The organism is Polaribacter sp. R77954, from assembly GCF_044595335.1.
Lineage (GTDB): Bacteria > Bacteroidota > Bacteroidia > Flavobacteriales > Flavobacteriaceae > Polaribacter.
Genome location: NZ_CP138992.1, coordinates 2,266,908 through 2,284,832, shown reverse-complemented (window position 1 = coordinate 2,284,832; position 17,925 = coordinate 2,266,908). Strand labels below are relative to the sequence as shown.

Here is a 17,925-nt window from a genome sequence, read left to right as displayed (position 1 = left end):
CTACCTGTTTAATTATGAAAAAGAAGTTTGCCTTTGTTGCTGTTTTGTTTTGTAGTTCTGTATTATTAAGTCAGAAAACAAAAACATATCCAAAAATTGATAGTATTAAATTAAGGATGTCTAAAAATTTGGAGATAAGTTTAAAGGGACATCAACTGTTATGTAATTACTATGATTTACTGCATTATAAGGACAGTGCTTATAATGCCATCAACAAATACATCAACCTTTCAAAACTTCAAAAAAATGAAGAGCATTTTGTCAAAGGATTATCTTTAAAAGGTATTCATTTTGGAAAACTTTCTAAACTTGATTCTGCTTTGTACTATTTTAAAAAAGTTGCGAATCATCCAAATGCAAAGTTTACCCTAAGGCAAGAGGCTATTAATAATACTGCTATTGCATTTAGAATGGGATATAAACTTGATTCAGCTCTTGTTTATATGAAAAAAGGATTACTACTTGCTAAAAAAGAAAAGTATAATTTAGGAATTATTAATACCTACATTGGTCTATCAAATATTTATCAAAATAAAGGGACATTTAATAAACAACTTTCTTATTTAGATTCTGCTTTGTATTTAGCCAATAACACTAAAAATGTAGATTACAGGAAATCAGTAAATATTTTACATTCACTAGGAAATATTAACATTGATCTCAACAATATTGAAAAAAGTAAAAGGTATTATCTGCAAGCATTAGATACTTGTAAATTTTATAAAGATAAATTTATGCTTCTCTATGTAAATAACTCTTTAGCATCTATCTATATAAAAGAAAATAAACTAGACTCTGCTCAAGTTTATTTAAATGATAATATTAATCACCCCTCTTTTAAAAAAAGTAAGAGGATATTGGTTAAGACTTATCGAAGATTTTTCGAGTTAGAGTTCAAAAAGAAAAACTATAAGAAAGCTTTATTCTACAACGATATTTCGTTAAAAAATGTAGCTCCTAAATCAAGAGATTTATTAATTGTAAATTATAATAGAGCAAAAGCATTTACTGCCTTAAATCAATATTCAAAAGCATCTAAAATTTTGTCACTAATAAATGAAGAGGATATAAATGATATTACTTTGAAAAGAGATTTTTACAAAACTAAGTTTGATATTCATTTAGCTTTGAATAATAAAAATAAAGCAAATAAGTATTTATCTCAATTCTTACAGTACAATGATTCTGTATTTTCTAAAGAGAAGTCTCTTATCAGTAACAATCTTGAAGTTAAATACAAAACACAACAAAAAGAAAACCAAATCTTAAAATTAGAAAACGAAGCACAACAAAAAGAACTCGTTTTACAAGAATCTAAAACTAAAACTAATTATGCTATTGCTAGTATTTTCTTAGTAATTTTAGGTGGTGGATTGTATTTTAGAAAGCGAAAAAAAGACCAAAAACTAAAGATTTTAGAAGCTTCTTTAAAAAGTGAAGAAGAAGAAAAAACACGTATAGGGAGAGAATTACACGATCATATTGCCAGCGATTTAAGAAAACTCGCACATAATATTAAAAGTAAAGATGTTTCTCTATCTCACCAACTATTAAATTCTTACAATAGTATTAGAGATTTATCTCATCAGCTAAATGACACTCCTATGCATGGTGAGATTTTTATGGACAGTATTTTTGAATTGATGCCCAAAAATAATGAGAACCAGAAATTTGACTTGAAAATAGAACCTCCATATCTAGAACTGCAAGAACCTTACAGTACCCATTTATATCGTATAATTCAAGAATTATTCACTAATAATTTAAAATATGCTAAAGCAACCCAAACTAATCTAAGTGTATTTCTTGAAGATAACTTATTAGTATTAAATTATGAAGACAATGGAGTTGGAGCTACTAATCTTAAAAAGGGAACAGGTCTTAAAAATATTGAAAACAGAATACTTTTATTAAAAGGGAAAACAAATATTAATACTGATAATGGATTTTCTATGAAAATAGAAATTCCTTATTCAAAATAGAACTTATGAATTTTTTAATTATTGATGACCATAATGTTATTGAAGAAGGTACTAAAAAGTGGCTATTAAAAATATACCCTAATGCTAATTGTTATTTTGTAGATAATTTAAAAAGAGCGAATGCTATTTTACATCAATACTCCATTAATTTAATTATTTGTGATTTAGACCTTAAAAATGATATCGATGATGGTTTTAAATTTGTAAAGAACCTATTAAGTTTTGAGCCAAGAACTAAAGCTATAGCTTATACAGGCTATGAGTCGTATCGCATTATGAAAAAAGCAAGAAATGCCGGTTTTTCAAGTTTTTTAAACAAAGGTTGCACTTTTAAGGAGTTTGAAGATACTGTTCTTAATGTACTTCAAAATGGTTACTATGAATCCAAAATAATGAAAGAACTAAATACGAAAAGATATGAATTTACTCGCTCAATTTTTAGTGATTCCATTAATGGCATTAATGATTTAAGCGAAAAAGAATTGGAACTGACTTTACTTGCTCAAGAAACCACTGACAAACATATTCTTGGCAAAAAAATGGGTATTAAACCTAGCACTGTAGATTCTCATTTTTTAAAAATTACAGAAAAATTATCTTTAAAGCATAGGCAAGATGTTGCCTTTTTTTGTGCAGAATTTTATGATGAATTGATAAAGGCAAAAGTAATTTAAATCATATAAAATTCTTAAAAAAATACGAACGAAAATCTGGAGCCAAACTCCAGATTTTTTAGTTTAAGTGATTTAAGAATTACTTATTTCCCCAACATCAACAATTCATTCACAACAACTTCAGTAACATATCTTTTTTCGCCTTCTTTTGTTTCATAAGAACGAGAAGTTAGTTTACCTTCAATAGCAATCTCTTTGCCTTTGGTCAAATACCTTTCTATAATGTCACAAGTCTTTCCCCAAGCAACGAGATTATGCCATTCAACTTTATCTATTTTTTCTCCTGATGCATTCGTATAGCTTTCATTGGTTGCAAGAGAAAATTTCGCTAATTTCTTTCCTGATTCTAAATTTATGATTTCTGGATTGTTTCCTAAATTTCCTATTAATTGTACTTTATTTCTAATTGAGTTCATAATATTTTGTATTTAATGGTTTGTGAATTCTTGGGTCGTAACCCATTAATTCAATGATTTTGTTTAAGTTTTTTCCTTTCGGATTTGATTCGTTGTTTTCCCATTTATAGATAGTAGTTTGGTAAACATCAAGCTCTAATGAGAGTTCAAAAGTTGTATAACCGTTTGCCAATCTATACTGTTTTAAGTAGTCTCCTAAGGTAACAGGATTTACGTTATAGCCCCTAGACATGGGCTTTTGGACGGAAAGTCGAATTTCGCAAATGGTCAACGACGTGGTGCCATTCAACTTTATCAATTTTTTTACCTGAAGCATTGGTATAACTTTCATTAGTTGCAAGAGAAAATTTTGCTAGTTTTTTGCCAGATTCTAAATTGATAATTTCTGGATTATTTCCTAAGTTTCCAATTAATTGTACTTTGTTTCTTAACGTATTCATAAGATAAGTTTTTATGCGTATTATTATTGTACGCAGATTTATAATTTAGTTTTGTTAAAGAGATACTGAGTTATTTTTACCACTTTTAACACTGCAAAGATCTTGCAGCAACCATTTTTTATTCGGTTCTAAAGCAATTACTTTCGGTTGTAAGTATTTGTAGTCGTTTGTAAACGAATAATTAACTATATTTGTGAGATGGAAAATAAAAAGTGTTTAGAATGTGGAGAAACTGTAAAAGGTAGAGTAGATAAGAAGTTTTGTTCAGATTATTGCAGAAATTCTTACAACAATAAAGTAAATAAAGACAGTAAAAACCTTATCCGAAATATTAATAATCGGCTTCGAAAAAATTATAAAATATTATCCGATTTAAACGTTTCTGGCAAAACTAAAGTAACTAGAACTAAATTATATGATAAGGGTTTCGACTTTCAGTTTTTTACATCAATCTATAAAACAAAAACAGGTAATACTTATTTTTACATTTATGATGAAGGATATTTGGCGTTAGAAAATGAAATGTTTTTGCTAATTAAAAGAGAATTATAACTTATTATTTCTACCATGAATGTAGAGCATGTTTTTAATTATATATTAAACCATAAAACAGTGATAATTCCTATTTGTTTTGTGGTTGTCTTTATTCTAGTAGGTACATTAGCTTGGTATTTTAGCGCAAAACAAAAGGTAAAAAGAATACTTACCAAATTGACTGATAAAAAAATAATTAGTTTAAAAAGCAATCAATTTTCTAGAATTACAGGCAAAACCATATCTATAAATGAACCTTTTTTAGCACCTTTAAGCAAACGAAAATGCGTTTTTTATCAAATTATAATAGAGCAAGAAACTGGAGATGAAGATTCATCTTCTTGGAAAACTTTAATTGAAGAAGAACGATTTCAAGAGTTTTTACTAGAACAAAATGGTGAATATGCTCTGGTTGAATTACAACAATATCCCCAAAATTTTTTATGTCATGTAGTGGTTGATAAAAAAACAACATCTGGCTCATTTAAAAAACCATCACCAAAATTTGAAGAACTATTAAGGCACTACAACATAAAAAGTACTGGTTTTTTTGGCTTTAATAAACAACTGCGTTATAAAGAAGCTATTATAGAAATTGGCGAGAAAATTACTGTAGCTGGTAGAGTACAACACAAAGCCATAGATTTTAAAATTCCCGACTATAATTATTCCAAAATTGTAGCATTGCAAAGCACTGAAAAACAGAAAATTATTATTACAGATTTACCAAATATAGCCTCAAAAAAGAGGCTGTAACAAAAAAAATGATAAGCAAAAGGCTACTTCCAAGTATTCCCTTTTACTTTAATAGCCGCTTTTAAAACATCTTTTTGGCTTAGCTGCCCTATTAGTTTGCCATTTTCAATTACAGGAAATCTTCTTCTATGAGAACTGATAAATTTAAAAGCTGCATCAAAAATATTCATGTCTTTGTCTATGGTGTCCACATCTTTAACCATATATTTTCCTACAGTATTATTGGTATCAGAAGGCATATTATAGTATTTACTTTCAGAAATGTGTTTTATACAATCTGTTTCAGAAATAATACCCACTAATTCGTTTTTATCATTGGTTACTGGGCCTCCAGATATTTTATATTTTATCAATTGGCTAATTACGTAATCTAAAGAATCTTCTGCTTTAAAAGTAACTAACTTAGTGGTCATGTAGTCTGAAACCAAAATTTGTTCTTCTGTTTTACCTTGAGACTCGTCTCTTTTTCCTTGAAAGCTTTTAATTCCCATTATTGTTTTAATTTTATTCTCTTTAAATGTAGCGTTTTTTTTGTTTCATTCAAAAATAACGTTAATTTTTTTTTAATTTCTTATTTTTATCGAAATTGATTTTTAATATGAAAAAACTATCATCTGTCTTATCTGTACTTATTGTTATTGGTGTTATTTATTGGAGTTTTTATGATATGAAACCCAGCTTACCAAAAGAAAAAACGACATTAAAAACAGATTTTTCTTTAAATAATGCTTTGCATCACCTTAAACAAATTAGTAAAAAAGCACATTTTACAGGAAGTGAGGCTCACAAAGATGTTCAAAATTATATTGTTGATGAATTTAGTAAAATGGGTTTAACTACCGAGATTCAAACCCAAACCGCAATCAATAAAAAATGGATTGCAGGTACAACTGCAGAAAATATTTTAGCACGAATTAAAGGTTCTGGTAATGGTAAAGCATTATTGCTTTTAACACATTACGATGCTAACCCTCATTCATCTAAAGGAGCAAGTGATGCTGGTTCTGGAGTAGTAACAATTTTAGAAGGTATTAGAGCGTTTTTGGCAAAAAATAAACAACCTAAAAACGATATTATTATTCTTATTTCTGATGCTGAAGAGTTGGGCTTATTAGGTGCTCAGGCTTTTGTAGATGCGCATTCTTGGACTAAAGAGATTGGTTTAGTTTTAAATTTTGAGGCTAGAGGTAGTGGTGGGCCAAGTTATATGTTGATGGAGACTAATGGAAAAAATAGTAAACTACTGTCTGAGTTTTTAGCTGCGAAACCTAATTTTCCTGCTGCCAATTCTTTAATGTACAGCATTTATAAAAAATTACCAAATGATACAGATTTAACTGTATTTAGAGAAGATGCAAATATTAATGGTTTCAATTTTGCTTTTATAGGCGATCATTTCGATTATCATACAGCTCAAGATACTTATAAGCGTTTAGATAGAGAAACGCTTTTACATCAAGCGGATTATTTTACCACATCGCTTAATTATTTTGCCAATTCTAATTTAAATGATTTGCATTCTGATGCAGATTTTGTTTATGTAAATTTCCCTTTTGCTAGATTATTAACCTATCCTTATTCTTGGGTATTTCCAATGTTGATTGTTGCCACGATTCTTTTTATAGTGTTGTTATTTTTTGGATTTATGAAGAATAAAATCACTCTAAAAGGAAGCTTAAAAGGTTTTATTCCATTTTTATTAGGTGTTGTTTCATGCAGTGGCGTTTCTTTTTATTTATGGAAGTTGTTGCTTATCAATCATCCTCAGTATCAAGATATATTACATGGTTTTACCTATAATGGCTATACCTATATTATTGCTTTTGTATTCTTAAATCTTTGGATTTTACTAAAAGTATATAGTTATTTTAAAAAGGAAGAAAAAACTACAAATTTACTTATAGCTCCAATTTTTATTTGGTTAATAATTAATTTTTTAATCGGTAGTTTGTTAAAAGGTGCAGGGTTTTTTATTATCCCAGTTTTTAGTGCATTATTGATTGTAGCGATATCTATTTTTATGGAGGTAGAAGCTCGTTCAAAACGTATTTTATGTACTATTTTATCTATACCAACCCTATATATTTTTGCTCCGTTAATAAAAATGTTTCCTGTTGGTTTGGGGTTAAAAAATATATTTATAAGCGGGTTGTTAATTGCATTAGTTTTTGGACTAATGGTGTTTACTTTTCATCAAAAGAAAGCAAAATGGATGTTAAAATTAAGTGGATTTTTTACAATTATTTTCTTTGCGTATGCTTTTTATTTCAGTGATTTTTCTGTGGATAATAAAAAACCCAATAGTATTGTATATATTGAAAATTCTGATGAAAAAACTTCCTATTTTGGAACTTACAATACAACTTTAGATAGCTATACCAAACAAATTTTTGACAAGTCTTCAACTAAAGGAAGTATTGCCAATGCAGAAACTAAGAGTAAATATAATACACGTTTTAAATATCATAAAAAAACTGATTTTAGAAATCTACAATCATCGAATATGGTAATTGATATAGATACCATTATTGGTAAAAATCGGTTCTTAGAGCTAACTGTTACCCCTAAAAGAAAGGTGAATAAGTATGAGTTTATTACTAAGAATAAAATTACTTTAAAGCAATTTAAAGTAAATGATGCATTGGTTTTAAAAGGCGAAAATTATACAGTTAAAAATGGTACGTTTTTAAGATATTATATGGCAAATTCAGATACAGAGTTGGTGTTGTCTTTTACAGTAGATGCAACGCAAAAGGTAGATTTTATCTTAAATGAAATATCTTATGATTTGTTAACAAATCTAAACTTTAACCTAAAACCAAGATCAGAAGCAATGATGCCAATGCCATTTGTAACGAATGATGCCATTATTATTAGCAAAAAATTAAAAATTTAAGGCAAAAAAAAGCGTTTTGATTGTGGTCAAAACGCTTTTAATATTTTAGTTACTTAAAACTACTCAATCTCAGTAACACGTAATGTATTTACCATACCTTTTGCTTCTGCTGGCATAGATGCTAAGTTAATAATTAAGTCTCCAGGCTTCACAAACCCTTTTTCTCTGGCAATACGATTAATATCCTCAACAGTATCGTCTGTAGTTAAGTTTTTATCATAAAAATAAGCTCTAACTCCCCAAAGTAAGTTTAACTTTCCTAAAATTCTTTTTTCTGTAGAAAAAGCTAGAACGTGTGTTCTAGGTCTCCAAGATGAAATTTGAAAGGCAGTATAACCACTATTGGTTAATGTAGAAATAGCGGATGCACCAGTATCGTTAGCCATCATTGCTGCATGATGACAAATAGATTTTGTAATAAACCTATTGGTTCTAATATGTGGTGCTTCTTGAGGTACTTTAATCATTCTAGAGTTTTCTACACTTTTAATGATTTCAGACATTTTTTGGATTACTCTTAAAGGGTGTTTTCCAACAGAAGTTTCTCCAGAAAGCATCACTGCATCTGCACCATCCATAATAGAGTTGGCAACATCATTTACTTCTGCTCTTGTTGGTACAGAATTATCAATCATTGTTTCCATCATCTGCGTAGCAATAATTACAGGAATTCTTGCTCTTTTAGCTCTTCTTACTAATTTCTTTTGTATTAAAGGTACTTCTTGCATAGGAATCTCTACACCTAAATCGCCACGAGCCACCATTAAACCATCACAATAAGGTATTAAAGCGTCTAAGTTTTTAACGGCTTCAGGCTTTTCTATTTTTGCAATTACTGGAATTCTGTAATCAGAGTGCTGAGCAATTAAATCTCGTAACATTCTTAAATCGTCTGGTGTTCTAACAAACGATAAAGCAATCCAATCTACTTGTTGTCCAATAGCAAAAACGGCATCTTCCATATCTTTTTCTGTCAATGCAGGTAAAGAAATAGCCGTGTTTGGTAAGTTCACTCCTTTTTTAGATTTTAAAGGGCCACCCACAAGTACTTTAACAATAACTTCGTTTTCTTTATTGGTAGAGGCTACTTCAAAAAGTAATTTACCATCATCTACTAAAATATGTTCTCCTACTTTAACGTCTTTTGGAAAACGTTGATAGGTCATAAATGCTTTTTCTTTAGTACCTATACACTCCTCTGTAGTAAATTTAAAAGTATCTCCATCTTGTAATTCAACACCATCTTCCATAACCCCAACTCTAAGTTTTGGGCCTTGTAAATCTCCAAGAATAGCAATATTGTAGCCATTTTCTTCATTTATAGCTCTAATTCTATCTACATTTTGCTTTACAATATCATAGTTTGCGTGAGAGAAATTAATTCTGAAAACATTTACACCAGCTTCAGCGAGTTCTTTCATTTTTTCTTTACTATCTATTGCTGGTCCTAAGGTTGCAACTATTTTTGTTTTATTGTTATGTGGCATATTTTAAAATATTAAAAAATCTTTCGATTTTAAGGTGTTTTTATCTATTGAATAAGATGTAATTACTTGATTTATTGTTTTGATTTTTTGTATAGTTTCTACAACAAAACTATACTTTACGTTTCCTGTAATTTTTACAAAAAAATCTACTTTTTTCTTTTCAGGAATTAAATAGGTTTTAGTTTCTGAGCTTAATAAAAGTTCATTAGATACAGCTTGATTTTCTCTTTTTGAACTATTTGCTATTAAAAACCATTCGAAATCGTATTTTTTATTCGAATAATTAAATATTGAAAAAGATGCTTGTTGTTTCATCTTTCCGAAACTTAAATCTTCTTTAGATTTGTAAAAGCGAGTTCCTAAATTTTTGTTCAATACATAGGCAAGCTTGTAATCTTCTAACGTGGTATGAATTCCTATTAAAGAATATTCTTCTTCACATATATTTAAGCCTAATGAGTGAATTTGCATAAATAGAAATTAGCTCTTACTTTGTATTTTACGCTGCTAATTTACTAATACTTTGCGAGTTTTAAATTTATTTTAACGAAAACGTTATCGTGTTTAGCTTACCGAAATTTGGCTTTGAAAAGCGTAATATACTCTTTTAGAGGCTTGTTCCTCAGCTTTTTTCTTTGAAGTTGCTCTGCCTTTGGCAATTTGTTCACCATCAATACTTACTTTAACACTAAAGTGTTTTACAGAGTCGTTGCCAGTATCTTCGTAAGTGTCAAATTTATATTTCTTTTTTTGTTTTTGACACCATTCAATTATTAATCCTTTGTAGCTGGTTATTTTGCCTTCTAGTTTTTCAATATCAACATAAGGTAAAATTACATTTTCAAAGATGAATTTTTGAGAGAATTTATAGCCTTTGTCTAAGTAAATAGCACCAATTAAAGCCTCAAAAATATTACCGTGAATATTTTCACCAACATTAGCCTCGTCTACATTACTGTTTACAAAACGAATTAAATTTAAATCTTTCCCTAAATCGTTTAAATGTTCTCTACTCACAATTTTAGAGCGCATTTTGGTAAGGTAACCTTCAGATCCAGAAGGTACTTTTTGAAAGAGATATGCTGCTATTACAGCTCCTAAAATAGAATCGCCTAAAAACTCTAAACGTTCATAGTTTATAGGATTTCCCATTTCATCAGAAATTTGTACAGATCTATGGGTAAATGCTTTTTTATATTTGTTTAAGTTTCTTGGGGTAAAGTTTAAAAGTTCCTTTAATTCGTAATATAAAGCCCTATCTTCTTTATTTTTAGGTGGTCGCTTTATAACTATTTTAGGAATTAACTTCATTCTTTTAATCCTCTAACGTCTTAAAAGCCACACAAGCATTATGACCTCCAAAACCAAATGTATTGCTCATTGCTACTTTAATTTCTCTTTTTTGAGGTTGATTAAGTGTAAGGTTTAATTCAGCATTAATGTTTTCATCTACATTGGCATGATTTATTGTAGGTGGTACAATACCATGTTGCATAGCTAATATAGAAGCTATAGATTCTATAGCACCAGCAGCACCTAACAAGTGGCCAGTCATAGATTTCGTAGAATTTATGTTGATGTTTTTTGCATGCTCACCAAAAACTTCAGAAATTGCTTTAAGTTCTGCAACATCACCTAAAGGAGTAGAAGTACCATGTGTATTGATATGATCTACATCTTCTGGGTTAATACCAGCGTTTTCTAAACAATTTTTCATTACTGCTATAACACCAATTCCTTCAGGATGAGGAGCAGTCATATGATAAGCGTCAGAAGACATTCCTCCTCCAATAACTTCTGCATAAATTTTTGCACCTCTTGCTTTTGCGTGTTCATATTCTTCAAGAACAATAGCACCAGCACCTTCTCCTAAAACAAAACCATCACGTTCTGCATCAAAAGGTCTAGAAGCAGTTTTGCAATCATCGTTTCTTTCAGATAGTGCTTTCATGGCATTAAAACCACCAACCCCAGCTTGTGTAATAGCTGCTTCAGAGCCACCAGTAACAATAATATCACAATGTCCTAATCGAATATAGTTTAGTGCATCTATCATGGCATTTGCAGAAGATGCACAGGCAGATACTGTGGTGTAGTTTGGCCCCATAAAACCATTTTTAATAGAAATGTTTCCAGGAGCAATATCTGCAATCATTTTAGGGATAAAGAATGGGTTGAATCTTGGAGTTCCATCACCAGCGCCAAAATTAATGGCTTCGTTTTGAAATGTTTCCAATCCTCCAATTCCTGCTCCCCAAATTACGCCAACACGTAATTTGTTAATTTCGTCTAAATTTAAATCAGCGTCAGCTATAGCTTCATCAGAGGCTACCATTGCATACTGTGTAAATTTATCCATTTTACGGGCATCTTTTCTATTGATAAAATCGGTAACCGTAAAGTTCTTTAATTCACATGCAAAACGAGTTTTGAACTTGGCAGCATCAAAGTGTGTGATAGGTGCTGCTCCACTAACTCCGTTAATTAAAGCGTTCCAATATTCTTCAATATTATTACCAATTGGCGTTAATGCGCCAAGTCCAGTGACTACAACTCGTTTTAACTGCATATAAATATTACTTTTTTGCTTCTTCTATGTAGCTAACTGCTTGACCTACTGTACCTATGTTCTCAGCCTGATCGTCTGGAATTTGAATATCGAATTCTTTTTCGAACTCCATAATTAACTCAACAGTATCTAAAGAATCTGCTCCTAAATCATTTGTGAAGCTAGCTTCTGTTGTTACTTCATTATCGTCTACGCCTAATTTGTCTACGATAATAGCTTTTACTCTTGATGCAATGTCTGACATAATTTTGTGTTTTTTAAAATTTAAATCGGCGCAAAAATACGAATCTTTATAATTCTAACTAATTTTTGTCCAAAAAATGATTACTAAAAGTAAATAAAAAAAATTAATCTCCCTTTAAAAATCATCAATTTGTTAATATTTATTCTTTTTTTTGTAGCCTAGAAATGTAGATATGAAGCGTATTGTTGTTTTTGCTTCTGGTTCAGGATCGAACGCAGAAAACATTATAAAGTTTTTTAATCATACTAAAACCGCTAAGGTTACTAAAGTGTTATGTAACAATGAACGTGCCAAGGTTTTTGAAAGATGCAAAAGATTAAATGTTGCTTGTTTATTGTTTGATAAAAAAGATTTTATTCTTTCAGATACAATACTTAACCTTTTAGAAAAAGAGGCTGATTATATTGTTTTGGCTGGGTTTTTATGGAAAATTCCAGCAAAAATTATTGCGTCTTTTCCTAATAAAATCATCAATATTCATCCTGCATTGTTGCCAAATTATGGTGGAAAAGGGATGTATGGAATGCATGTGCATAAGGCAGTTGCTGCTAATAATGAGCCAGAAACCGGAATTACTATTCATTATGTAAACGAGAATTATGATGAAGGAGCTACTATTTTTCAAGCAAAAACAGAACTTAGTATAGATGATACTCCAGCAATAATTGCGGGTAAAATTCATCTTTTAGAACAACAGTACTTTCCTAAAGTAATTGAAGAAGTTATTTTATCAGAAAATGCCTAAAAAAAAGTTTTATGTGGTTTGGAAAGGTAGAAAAACAGGTGTTTTTACTGCTTGGAATGCTTGCAAACGGCAAATTGATGGCTTTGAAGGTGCAGAATACAAATCTTTTACCAGTTTAAATGAGGCTGAAATAGCATCAACAAAATTGTATAAAGATTATAAAGGTAAAAACACTAAAACTCAAACATTATCCTCTTCTGAAAAGGCTAAATTTGGAAAACCAATCTTAGAAAGTATTTCTGTAGATGCTGCTTGTGCTGGAAATCCTGGTAAAATGGAGTATAGGGGTGTTTTTACACACAATAAAAAGGAAATTTTTAGAAAAGGACCTTACCAAAAAGGGACAAATAATATTGGTGAGTTTTTAGCTTTAGTTCATGGAATTGCCTTATTAAAGAGTAAAAACAAAGAAAATATTCCTATTTATTCTGATTCTAAAATTGCGATGAGCTGGATTCGTCAAAAAAAATGCAAAACCAATGTTACTTTTGATGCTTCTAATAAAGATTTGCTAGAACTTATTAAAAGAGCAGAATCTTGGCTTAAAGCCAATACTTTTAAAAACCCAATTTTAAAATGGGAAACTAAAGCTTGGGGAGAAATTCCTGCGGATTTTGGAAGGAAATAGCGCTCTTATTTAATCCTTATAATTTTTGTTTTACTAATGAGCAAAAATATAAACCATTTACGTTAAGTAACACTTTGTGAATCACATAATTTTGTAATGAACCTAAAATAGAGATATTATGAAAATTATGAATTTAAATTCGGTAAAGACAATAATAATGATGTTAGCAATATCAAATATGATGTTGCTGTCTTGTAATAATCCCAAAAAGAAAACAACAACAGATAGTCAAGAAATTGGTGAAGCCATAAAAGTAGAAAAGGATAATGTAGATATTGAACTGAAAAATGAAGATGTTGATGAAAATCTTATTAAAACACGCAGCTACAAACTAAAAGATAGAGCAACACCAATTGTATATGATTTAGATATAAATGGGGTTGTAGGTTTTGATGATTGGGAGGATTTTACAACTGTAAATAACGAACTGGTAAGCATTAGAAATACAAACAAAGCAAACACTAAAGAACGAATTGAAAGTTTAAATTACAGAGTAGCTAATTTAAGGAATACAATTCCAGATTGGTTACAAACAGAAGAAGTTTTGCAAGCTGTTGCAAATGTTCAAAAAGAGTATTTAGAATTAATTTCGGAAAAATATGTTTCTGATGACGAGATGAAGGAAAATTTAGACGAGGTTTTTGAGAAATTTGACGATTTAAAAGAAAAGTTGGATGACACAATAAACCAATACATGACTTTACATAAAGATGCAATTGAAGAGTTTAATGAAGAAATTAAAGATTTTGATAAAATTATAGAAAATAAATAATAATTAGAAGATTGCAACAGAACGAAAGCTGTTAAAAAAGGTAGATATGATGTCTACCTTTTTTCTTACAAATAACTTTTAAGATAAAAATTACAACTTTAGTTATGATTTAGGTAAAATGTTTTTAAATTCCTAAAATCATTTTTGCGATTAAAAAATAAATCAAAATTCCGAAAATATCATTAGACGTAGTTATAAACGGTCCTGTTGCAATTGCAGGGTCAATGCCTCTTTTGTTTAAAAACAAAGGAACAAAAGTGCCAATTAAACCAGCTACAATAATAACTACCACCAAAGATGAAGAAATTGCTAAAGCAGTGTTTACTTTACCCTCGTAAGCCCAAACAAATAAGAATAAAAATAACGCTAAAATAATTCCGTTTAAAGCAGCCAACAACATTTCTTTTATCAATCTGCTATTGATACTTCCTTTTACATCATCATTAGCCAAGCCTTGTACAATAATTGCAGAAGATTGTACACCAACATTACCAGCCATGGCAGCAATTAAAGGAGTAAAGAAAAATAGGGCTGCATATTTTGCAAAAACACCCTGAAAGCCTTCCATAATTAAAAAAGCCCCAACTCCGCCAATTAAACCTAAAAATAACCAAGGCAAACGAGCTCTGGTTAATTGTAAAATACTATCATCAGAATCTACATCTTCTGTTAAACCGGCTGCTAATTGGTAATCTCTTTCTGCTTCATCTTTTAATACATCAACAATATCATCTATGGTTATTCTACCCAATAAAACATTATTATCATCAACAACAGGTATGGCTTCTAAATCGTATTTTGCCATAATTTTAGCCACTTCTTCATCATCTTCATGTACATTTACGGCATCAACTTTTGTTTTTAAAATATCTGCTATGTGTTGATCGGATTTAGAAATAATTAGATCTTTTAAAGACAATCTGCCCACTAGTTTATCTTCTTTATCTACCACATAAATAGAGTGCACTCTAGTAACATCTTTGGCTTGGCCTCTAATTCTGCGCATGCAGCCAGCCACTGTCCAAGTTTCGTAGACTTTTACAAGTTCTTTGGCCATTAAAGCCCCAGCAGTATTATCTTGGTAAGATAATAATTCTTTAATATCTGCAGCTAACTCATCGTCATCTAAAGCATTAATTACATGTGCTTGGCGTTCATCAGAGAGTTCTCCAATAATATCAGCTGCATCATCACTATCCATTTCGCCAATCTCGTCTGCAATTTCTTGGGCTGATAAATTTTTAAGAATTTTTTCACGAATATCATCTTCTAGTTCTGTAAGAATTTCAGATGTTTTTTCACTATCTAATAGTTTAATAATATAAATAGCTTCGTCAAAATTTACTTCGTCTAAAACCTCTGCAACATCTGCATAATGTACCTCTTTAAACAGTTTGGTAATTGCTGCCTCGTTGTTTGCTTCTATAAGCTCACTAAGCTTTTCTAAAAATTCATCTGTAATTTCAAATGCCATTTTATGAGAGTTTTTTGGTGAGTGAAATAAACTCCAAAACAGAAAGTTGTTCTGGTCGCTTCGCAAAGATAGGGTCTTCTTTTAAAGAATCCGAAAGATTGAAGCTTTTTAAACTAGAGCGCAACATTTTTCTACGTTGATTAAAAGCGGTTTTTACCACACGAAAGAATAATTTTTCATCTACAGGTAGTGTAAAATCTTTTTTTCTTATAAATCGAATTACACCAGAATCTACTTTTGGTGGTGGATTAAAAACAGTAGGAGGTACTGTAAATAAATACTCGACATCAAAAAAAGCTTGTGTTAAAACAGACAGAATTCCGTATACTTTACTGCCTTCTTTTTCTGCAATTCTCATAGCTACTTCTTTTTGAAACATACCTGCAAATTCTGGAACTATTGCCCTGTTATCTATTGCTTTAAAAACAATTTGAGAAGAAATATTGTACGGAAAATTGCCTATAATAGCCACTTGTTTATGGTAGAAAATTTGTTGGAGGTTACATTTTAAAAAATCACCTTCAATAATTTCAAATTTTTCTTTAGATGTGTTTACTTGAATTTGCTCTACAGGAAAAACTTCTTTTAAATAGGTAACAGATTCTGTATCGATTTCAAAAACGGTAACTTTTGGCTTTTTTTGTAATAAATATTTGGTTAAAACGCCCATTCCAGGACCAATTTCTAAGACATTTTCATAACCGTTTTCGGTTAAAGCATCAGCAATATCTTTTGCAATACTTTCATCCGTTAAAAAATGTTGACCTAAATGTTTTTTTGCTTTTACAGACATATCTTCCTATCATTTATTACATGTAAAGTATACTAAAAATCATAGCTATGAATTTAGTATTAAAACAAAGATACAGTTAAAATCGGCATAATTATTGGTGATAAGTGATTTAAAAAATAGACCAAAAATGCTACAAAAATTACTGCTTGTAATCCTTTTATTGTTTGGCGCACATTGCTGTGCTTTTGCCCAAGAAGGAAAATTAAAAAAAGGAAAAGAGCGTTTAAAAACTACAAAATCTACTAGAAGTACAGGGAAAAGAACAACCACAACTAGAAGTAATAGAAGTAATAGAAATCGTTTTGGTGATGATATTTCTAACCCCTTTGCTAGGATTATTTGGAGTATAGCTGCTCATACATTTTATGGAGTTGCCATTGAATCTGTTTTTGAAAAAAATGGACGAATGCACGATGCAGAAATTTCAAATTATAGTTATAAAACACCCAATTATGGTAATTTTATTTATACGGATTCTACCAATTATAATATTACAAGGTTAGATATTACAAATACTTTTGTGAGAGAAAATAAAAATTTATATGGAAATAATTTTGGGGTAAATTTTCGATTTTTAAAACGTTTTGCGCTAGATTTAGAGTATTTGTATTTGACTGAAAAAGTGCAAAATCATCACGAATCGTTTTCATTATATTCTGCATTATTAAAATATCATAGAGTTAGAACCCAGCGTTTTGATGCTTGGTTTGGTTTAGGAATAATGCATGTTGGTAGTGATGTAGATAAATCTGGTTTTGGTATGGGTTTAGGAGCAGAGCTGTTTGTTGTAAAGCCAATTAGTATAGATTTTTGTCATAAATGGACAAACATTAATCAAGAAGAGGTTTATAAAACAAAATTGTTGCTAAAATATCACATCAAAAATTATCAAATTTTATCTGGTTATGAACATTTTAAAATTGGGGTTTCTAAAATAGCTACTTTTTCTGTAGGTGTTGGTGCTAGTTTTTAATATTGTTATCCTTTCTTTAGTGATAAAGAAAAAATAGCTATGGATAAACCAATACCACAAAATGCACCTGAAATGGTTTCTTGTGGCTCAACACCCCAATAAAAATAGGCCATTATAATACCAATAATTAGCAACAATATGGCTACTGCTAAAATTACTTTTCTGTTTTTGTAAAAAAATAAATTCAAATCAATTTTTGGTGTTTGTGGGGTAAAACTCTTTAATTAAACGTAACTCTGTTCTAAAAGCTAGCATTTTATCGCCAAATTTTTGCAAGCTTTTAATTTGTAGATGTTCAGCATCTTCAAAGTAATACGCCTCTAAATCTTCACGCGAATTTGTAGTGTATTGTATAGCATAGGTTTTGCCACCCATTTCTTCTTCTACCAAAACTTGCGTAAGCTTTGCTGAAGTAAATTTGCCAGTGTTTAAAACCTCTAAAATATGGGTTTCCATCCAAGTTAACCATTCATTATGAACAGTATCATCTATATTTATAGTTACGTTGTATATGTACATAGTTGGTTTTTAGTTATTGGTTT

At 30.0% G+C, this 17,925-nt stretch carries 21 protein-coding genes and 1 pseudogene; 9 read left to right on the top strand and 13 right to left on the bottom strand.

Translation table 11 applies throughout. The features are described 5' to 3' along the window. Positions 1 to 14: 14 nt before the first annotated feature. Together SJY27_RS09830 and SJY27_RS09825 are read left to right on the top strand one after the other, a co-directional pair. A complete protein-coding gene (locus SJY27_RS09830) occupies positions 15 to 1,982 on the top strand; it encodes a hypothetical protein (protein ID WP_397444658.1) in 1,968 nt (655 codons plus the stop codon). A 5-nt stretch (positions 1,983 to 1,987) separates the two neighbouring features. Further along, positions 1,988 to 2,656, top strand: a complete 669-nt coding sequence (locus SJY27_RS09825; RefSeq protein WP_397444657.1) for a response regulator — start codon at positions 1,988 to 1,990, stop codon at positions 2,654 to 2,656. A gap of 83 nt (positions 2,657 to 2,739) precedes the next feature. Here SJY27_RS09825 and SJY27_RS09820 read toward each other — a convergent pair whose 3' ends face one another. The 3 genes and pseudogenes from SJY27_RS09820 to SJY27_RS09810 all read right to left on the bottom strand — a co-directional run. Then, entirely contained in the window at positions 2,740 to 3,072 is a 333-nt protein-coding gene (locus SJY27_RS09820; RefSeq protein WP_397444656.1) for a single-stranded DNA-binding protein, read from the bottom strand. Continuing rightward, positions 3,059 to 3,304, bottom strand: a complete 246-nt coding sequence (locus tag SJY27_RS09815) for a helix-turn-helix domain-containing protein (protein WP_397444655.1) — start codon at positions 3,302 to 3,304, stop codon at positions 3,059 to 3,061. Before SJY27_RS09815 ends, SJY27_RS09820 begins: the two co-directional genes overlap by 14 nt. Positions 3,305 to 3,341: 37 nt before the next feature. Beyond that, positions 3,342 to 3,512: pseudogene (locus SJY27_RS09810) on the bottom strand (single-stranded DNA-binding protein); the annotation flags it as partial. Positions 3,513 to 3,710: 198 nt separating this feature from the next. Here SJY27_RS09810 and SJY27_RS09805 point away from each other — a divergent pair. After that, positions 3,711 to 4,064: a hypothetical protein gene (locus tag SJY27_RS09805; RefSeq protein WP_397444654.1), complete on the top strand. Its 354-nt coding sequence runs from the start codon at positions 3,711 to 3,713 to the stop codon at positions 4,062 to 4,064. A 15-nt stretch (positions 4,065 to 4,079) separates the two neighbouring features. Further along, positions 4,080 to 4,802: a GIDE domain-containing protein gene (locus SJY27_RS09800; RefSeq protein WP_397444652.1), complete on the top strand. Its 723-nt coding sequence runs from the start codon at positions 4,080 to 4,082 to the stop codon at positions 4,800 to 4,802. A gap of 23 nt (positions 4,803 to 4,825) precedes the next feature. Here SJY27_RS09800 and SJY27_RS09795 read toward each other — a convergent pair whose 3' ends face one another. Further along, positions 4,826 to 5,293, bottom strand: a complete 468-nt coding sequence (locus SJY27_RS09795; protein ID WP_397444650.1) for a CBS domain-containing protein — start codon at positions 5,291 to 5,293, stop codon at positions 4,826 to 4,828. Positions 5,294 to 5,400: 107 nt separating this feature from the next. Here SJY27_RS09795 and SJY27_RS09790 point away from each other — a divergent pair, with 107 nt between their 5' ends. After that, a complete protein-coding gene (locus SJY27_RS09790; RefSeq protein WP_397444649.1) occupies positions 5,401 to 7,698 on the top strand; it encodes a M28 family peptidase in 2,298 nt (765 codons plus the stop codon). A gap of 59 nt (positions 7,699 to 7,757) precedes the next feature. Here SJY27_RS09790 and pyk read toward each other — a convergent pair whose 3' ends face one another. The 5 genes from pyk to SJY27_RS09765 all read right to left on the bottom strand — a co-directional run bounded on the left by pyk (position 7,758) and on the right by SJY27_RS09765 (position 11,998). Next, on the bottom strand, positions 7,758 to 9,185 hold the full coding sequence (pyk, locus tag SJY27_RS09785; RefSeq protein WP_397444648.1) for a pyruvate kinase: 1,428 nt from the start codon (positions 9,183 to 9,185) through the stop codon (positions 7,758 to 7,760). Positions 9,186 to 9,188: 3 nt separating this feature from the next. Continuing rightward, positions 9,189 to 9,656 (bottom strand): IPExxxVDY family protein, encoded by a 468-nt coding sequence (locus SJY27_RS09780; protein ID WP_397444647.1) that lies wholly within the window; start codon positions 9,654 to 9,656, stop codon positions 9,189 to 9,191. Positions 9,657 to 9,749: 93 nt separating this feature from the next. Next, positions 9,750 to 10,496, bottom strand: a complete 747-nt coding sequence (gene rnc, locus SJY27_RS09775; protein ID WP_397444646.1) for a ribonuclease III — start codon at positions 10,494 to 10,496, stop codon at positions 9,750 to 9,752. 4 nt (positions 10,497 to 10,500) lie between these two features. Further along, positions 10,501 to 11,754: a beta-ketoacyl-ACP synthase II gene (gene fabF, locus SJY27_RS09770; protein WP_397444645.1), complete on the bottom strand. Its 1,254-nt coding sequence runs from the start codon at positions 11,752 to 11,754 to the stop codon at positions 10,501 to 10,503. A 7-nt stretch (positions 11,755 to 11,761) separates the two neighbouring features. Further along, the gene (locus SJY27_RS09765; protein ID WP_004569249.1) at positions 11,762 to 11,998 is read right to left on the bottom strand and encodes an acyl carrier protein; all 237 of its coding nucleotides are present in this window, start codon (positions 11,996 to 11,998) and stop codon (positions 11,762 to 11,764) included. 172 nt (positions 11,999 to 12,170) lie between these two features. Here SJY27_RS09765 and SJY27_RS09760 point away from each other — a divergent pair, with 172 nt between their 5' ends. From SJY27_RS09760 to SJY27_RS09750, 3 genes are all read left to right on the top strand, one after another. Further along, a complete protein-coding gene (locus SJY27_RS09760) occupies positions 12,171 to 12,743 on the top strand; it encodes a phosphoribosylglycinamide formyltransferase (RefSeq protein ID WP_397444644.1) in 573 nt (190 codons plus the stop codon). Continuing rightward, positions 12,736 to 13,371: a viroplasmin family protein gene (locus SJY27_RS09755; protein ID WP_397444643.1), complete on the top strand. Its 636-nt coding sequence runs from the start codon at positions 12,736 to 12,738 to the stop codon at positions 13,369 to 13,371. Before SJY27_RS09760 ends, SJY27_RS09755 begins: the two co-directional genes overlap by 8 nt. Positions 13,372 to 13,489: 118 nt before the next feature. Then, positions 13,490 to 14,143 (top strand): hypothetical protein, encoded by a 654-nt coding sequence (locus SJY27_RS09750; protein ID WP_397444642.1) that lies wholly within the window; start codon positions 13,490 to 13,492, stop codon positions 14,141 to 14,143. A 124-nt stretch (positions 14,144 to 14,267) separates the two neighbouring features. Here the strand turns inward: SJY27_RS09750 and mgtE are convergent, their stop codons facing one another. Both mgtE and rsmA read right to left on the bottom strand, forming a co-directional pair. Beyond that, positions 14,268 to 15,617 carry a magnesium transporter gene (gene mgtE / locus SJY27_RS09745; protein WP_397444641.1) on the bottom strand — a complete coding sequence of 450 codons (1,350 nt, stop codon included), beginning with the start codon at positions 15,615 to 15,617 and terminating at the stop codon, positions 14,268 to 14,270. A 1-nt stretch (position 15,618) separates the two neighbouring features. Further along, entirely contained in the window at positions 15,619 to 16,410 is a 792-nt protein-coding gene (gene rsmA / locus SJY27_RS09740; RefSeq protein ID WP_397444640.1) for a 16S rRNA (adenine(1518)-N(6)/adenine(1519)-N(6))-dimethyltransferase RsmA, read from the bottom strand. A 127-nt stretch (positions 16,411 to 16,537) separates the two neighbouring features. Here rsmA and SJY27_RS09735 point away from each other — a divergent pair, with 127 nt between their 5' ends. Continuing rightward, the gene (locus SJY27_RS09735; RefSeq protein ID WP_397444639.1) at positions 16,538 to 17,383 is read left to right on the top strand and encodes a hypothetical protein; all 846 of its coding nucleotides are present in this window, start codon (positions 16,538 to 16,540) and stop codon (positions 17,381 to 17,383) included. A gap of 5 nt (positions 17,384 to 17,388) precedes the next feature. Here the strand turns inward: SJY27_RS09735 and SJY27_RS09730 are convergent, their stop codons facing one another. Continuing rightward, positions 17,389 to 17,571, bottom strand: a complete 183-nt coding sequence (locus SJY27_RS09730) for a hypothetical protein (protein ID WP_397444638.1) — start codon at positions 17,569 to 17,571, stop codon at positions 17,389 to 17,391. 1 nt (position 17,572) lies between these two features. Next, entirely contained in the window at positions 17,573 to 17,902 is a 330-nt protein-coding gene (locus SJY27_RS09725) for a DUF4286 family protein (protein WP_397444637.1), read from the bottom strand. Between the last annotated feature and the right edge of the window lie 23 nt (positions 17,903 to 17,925).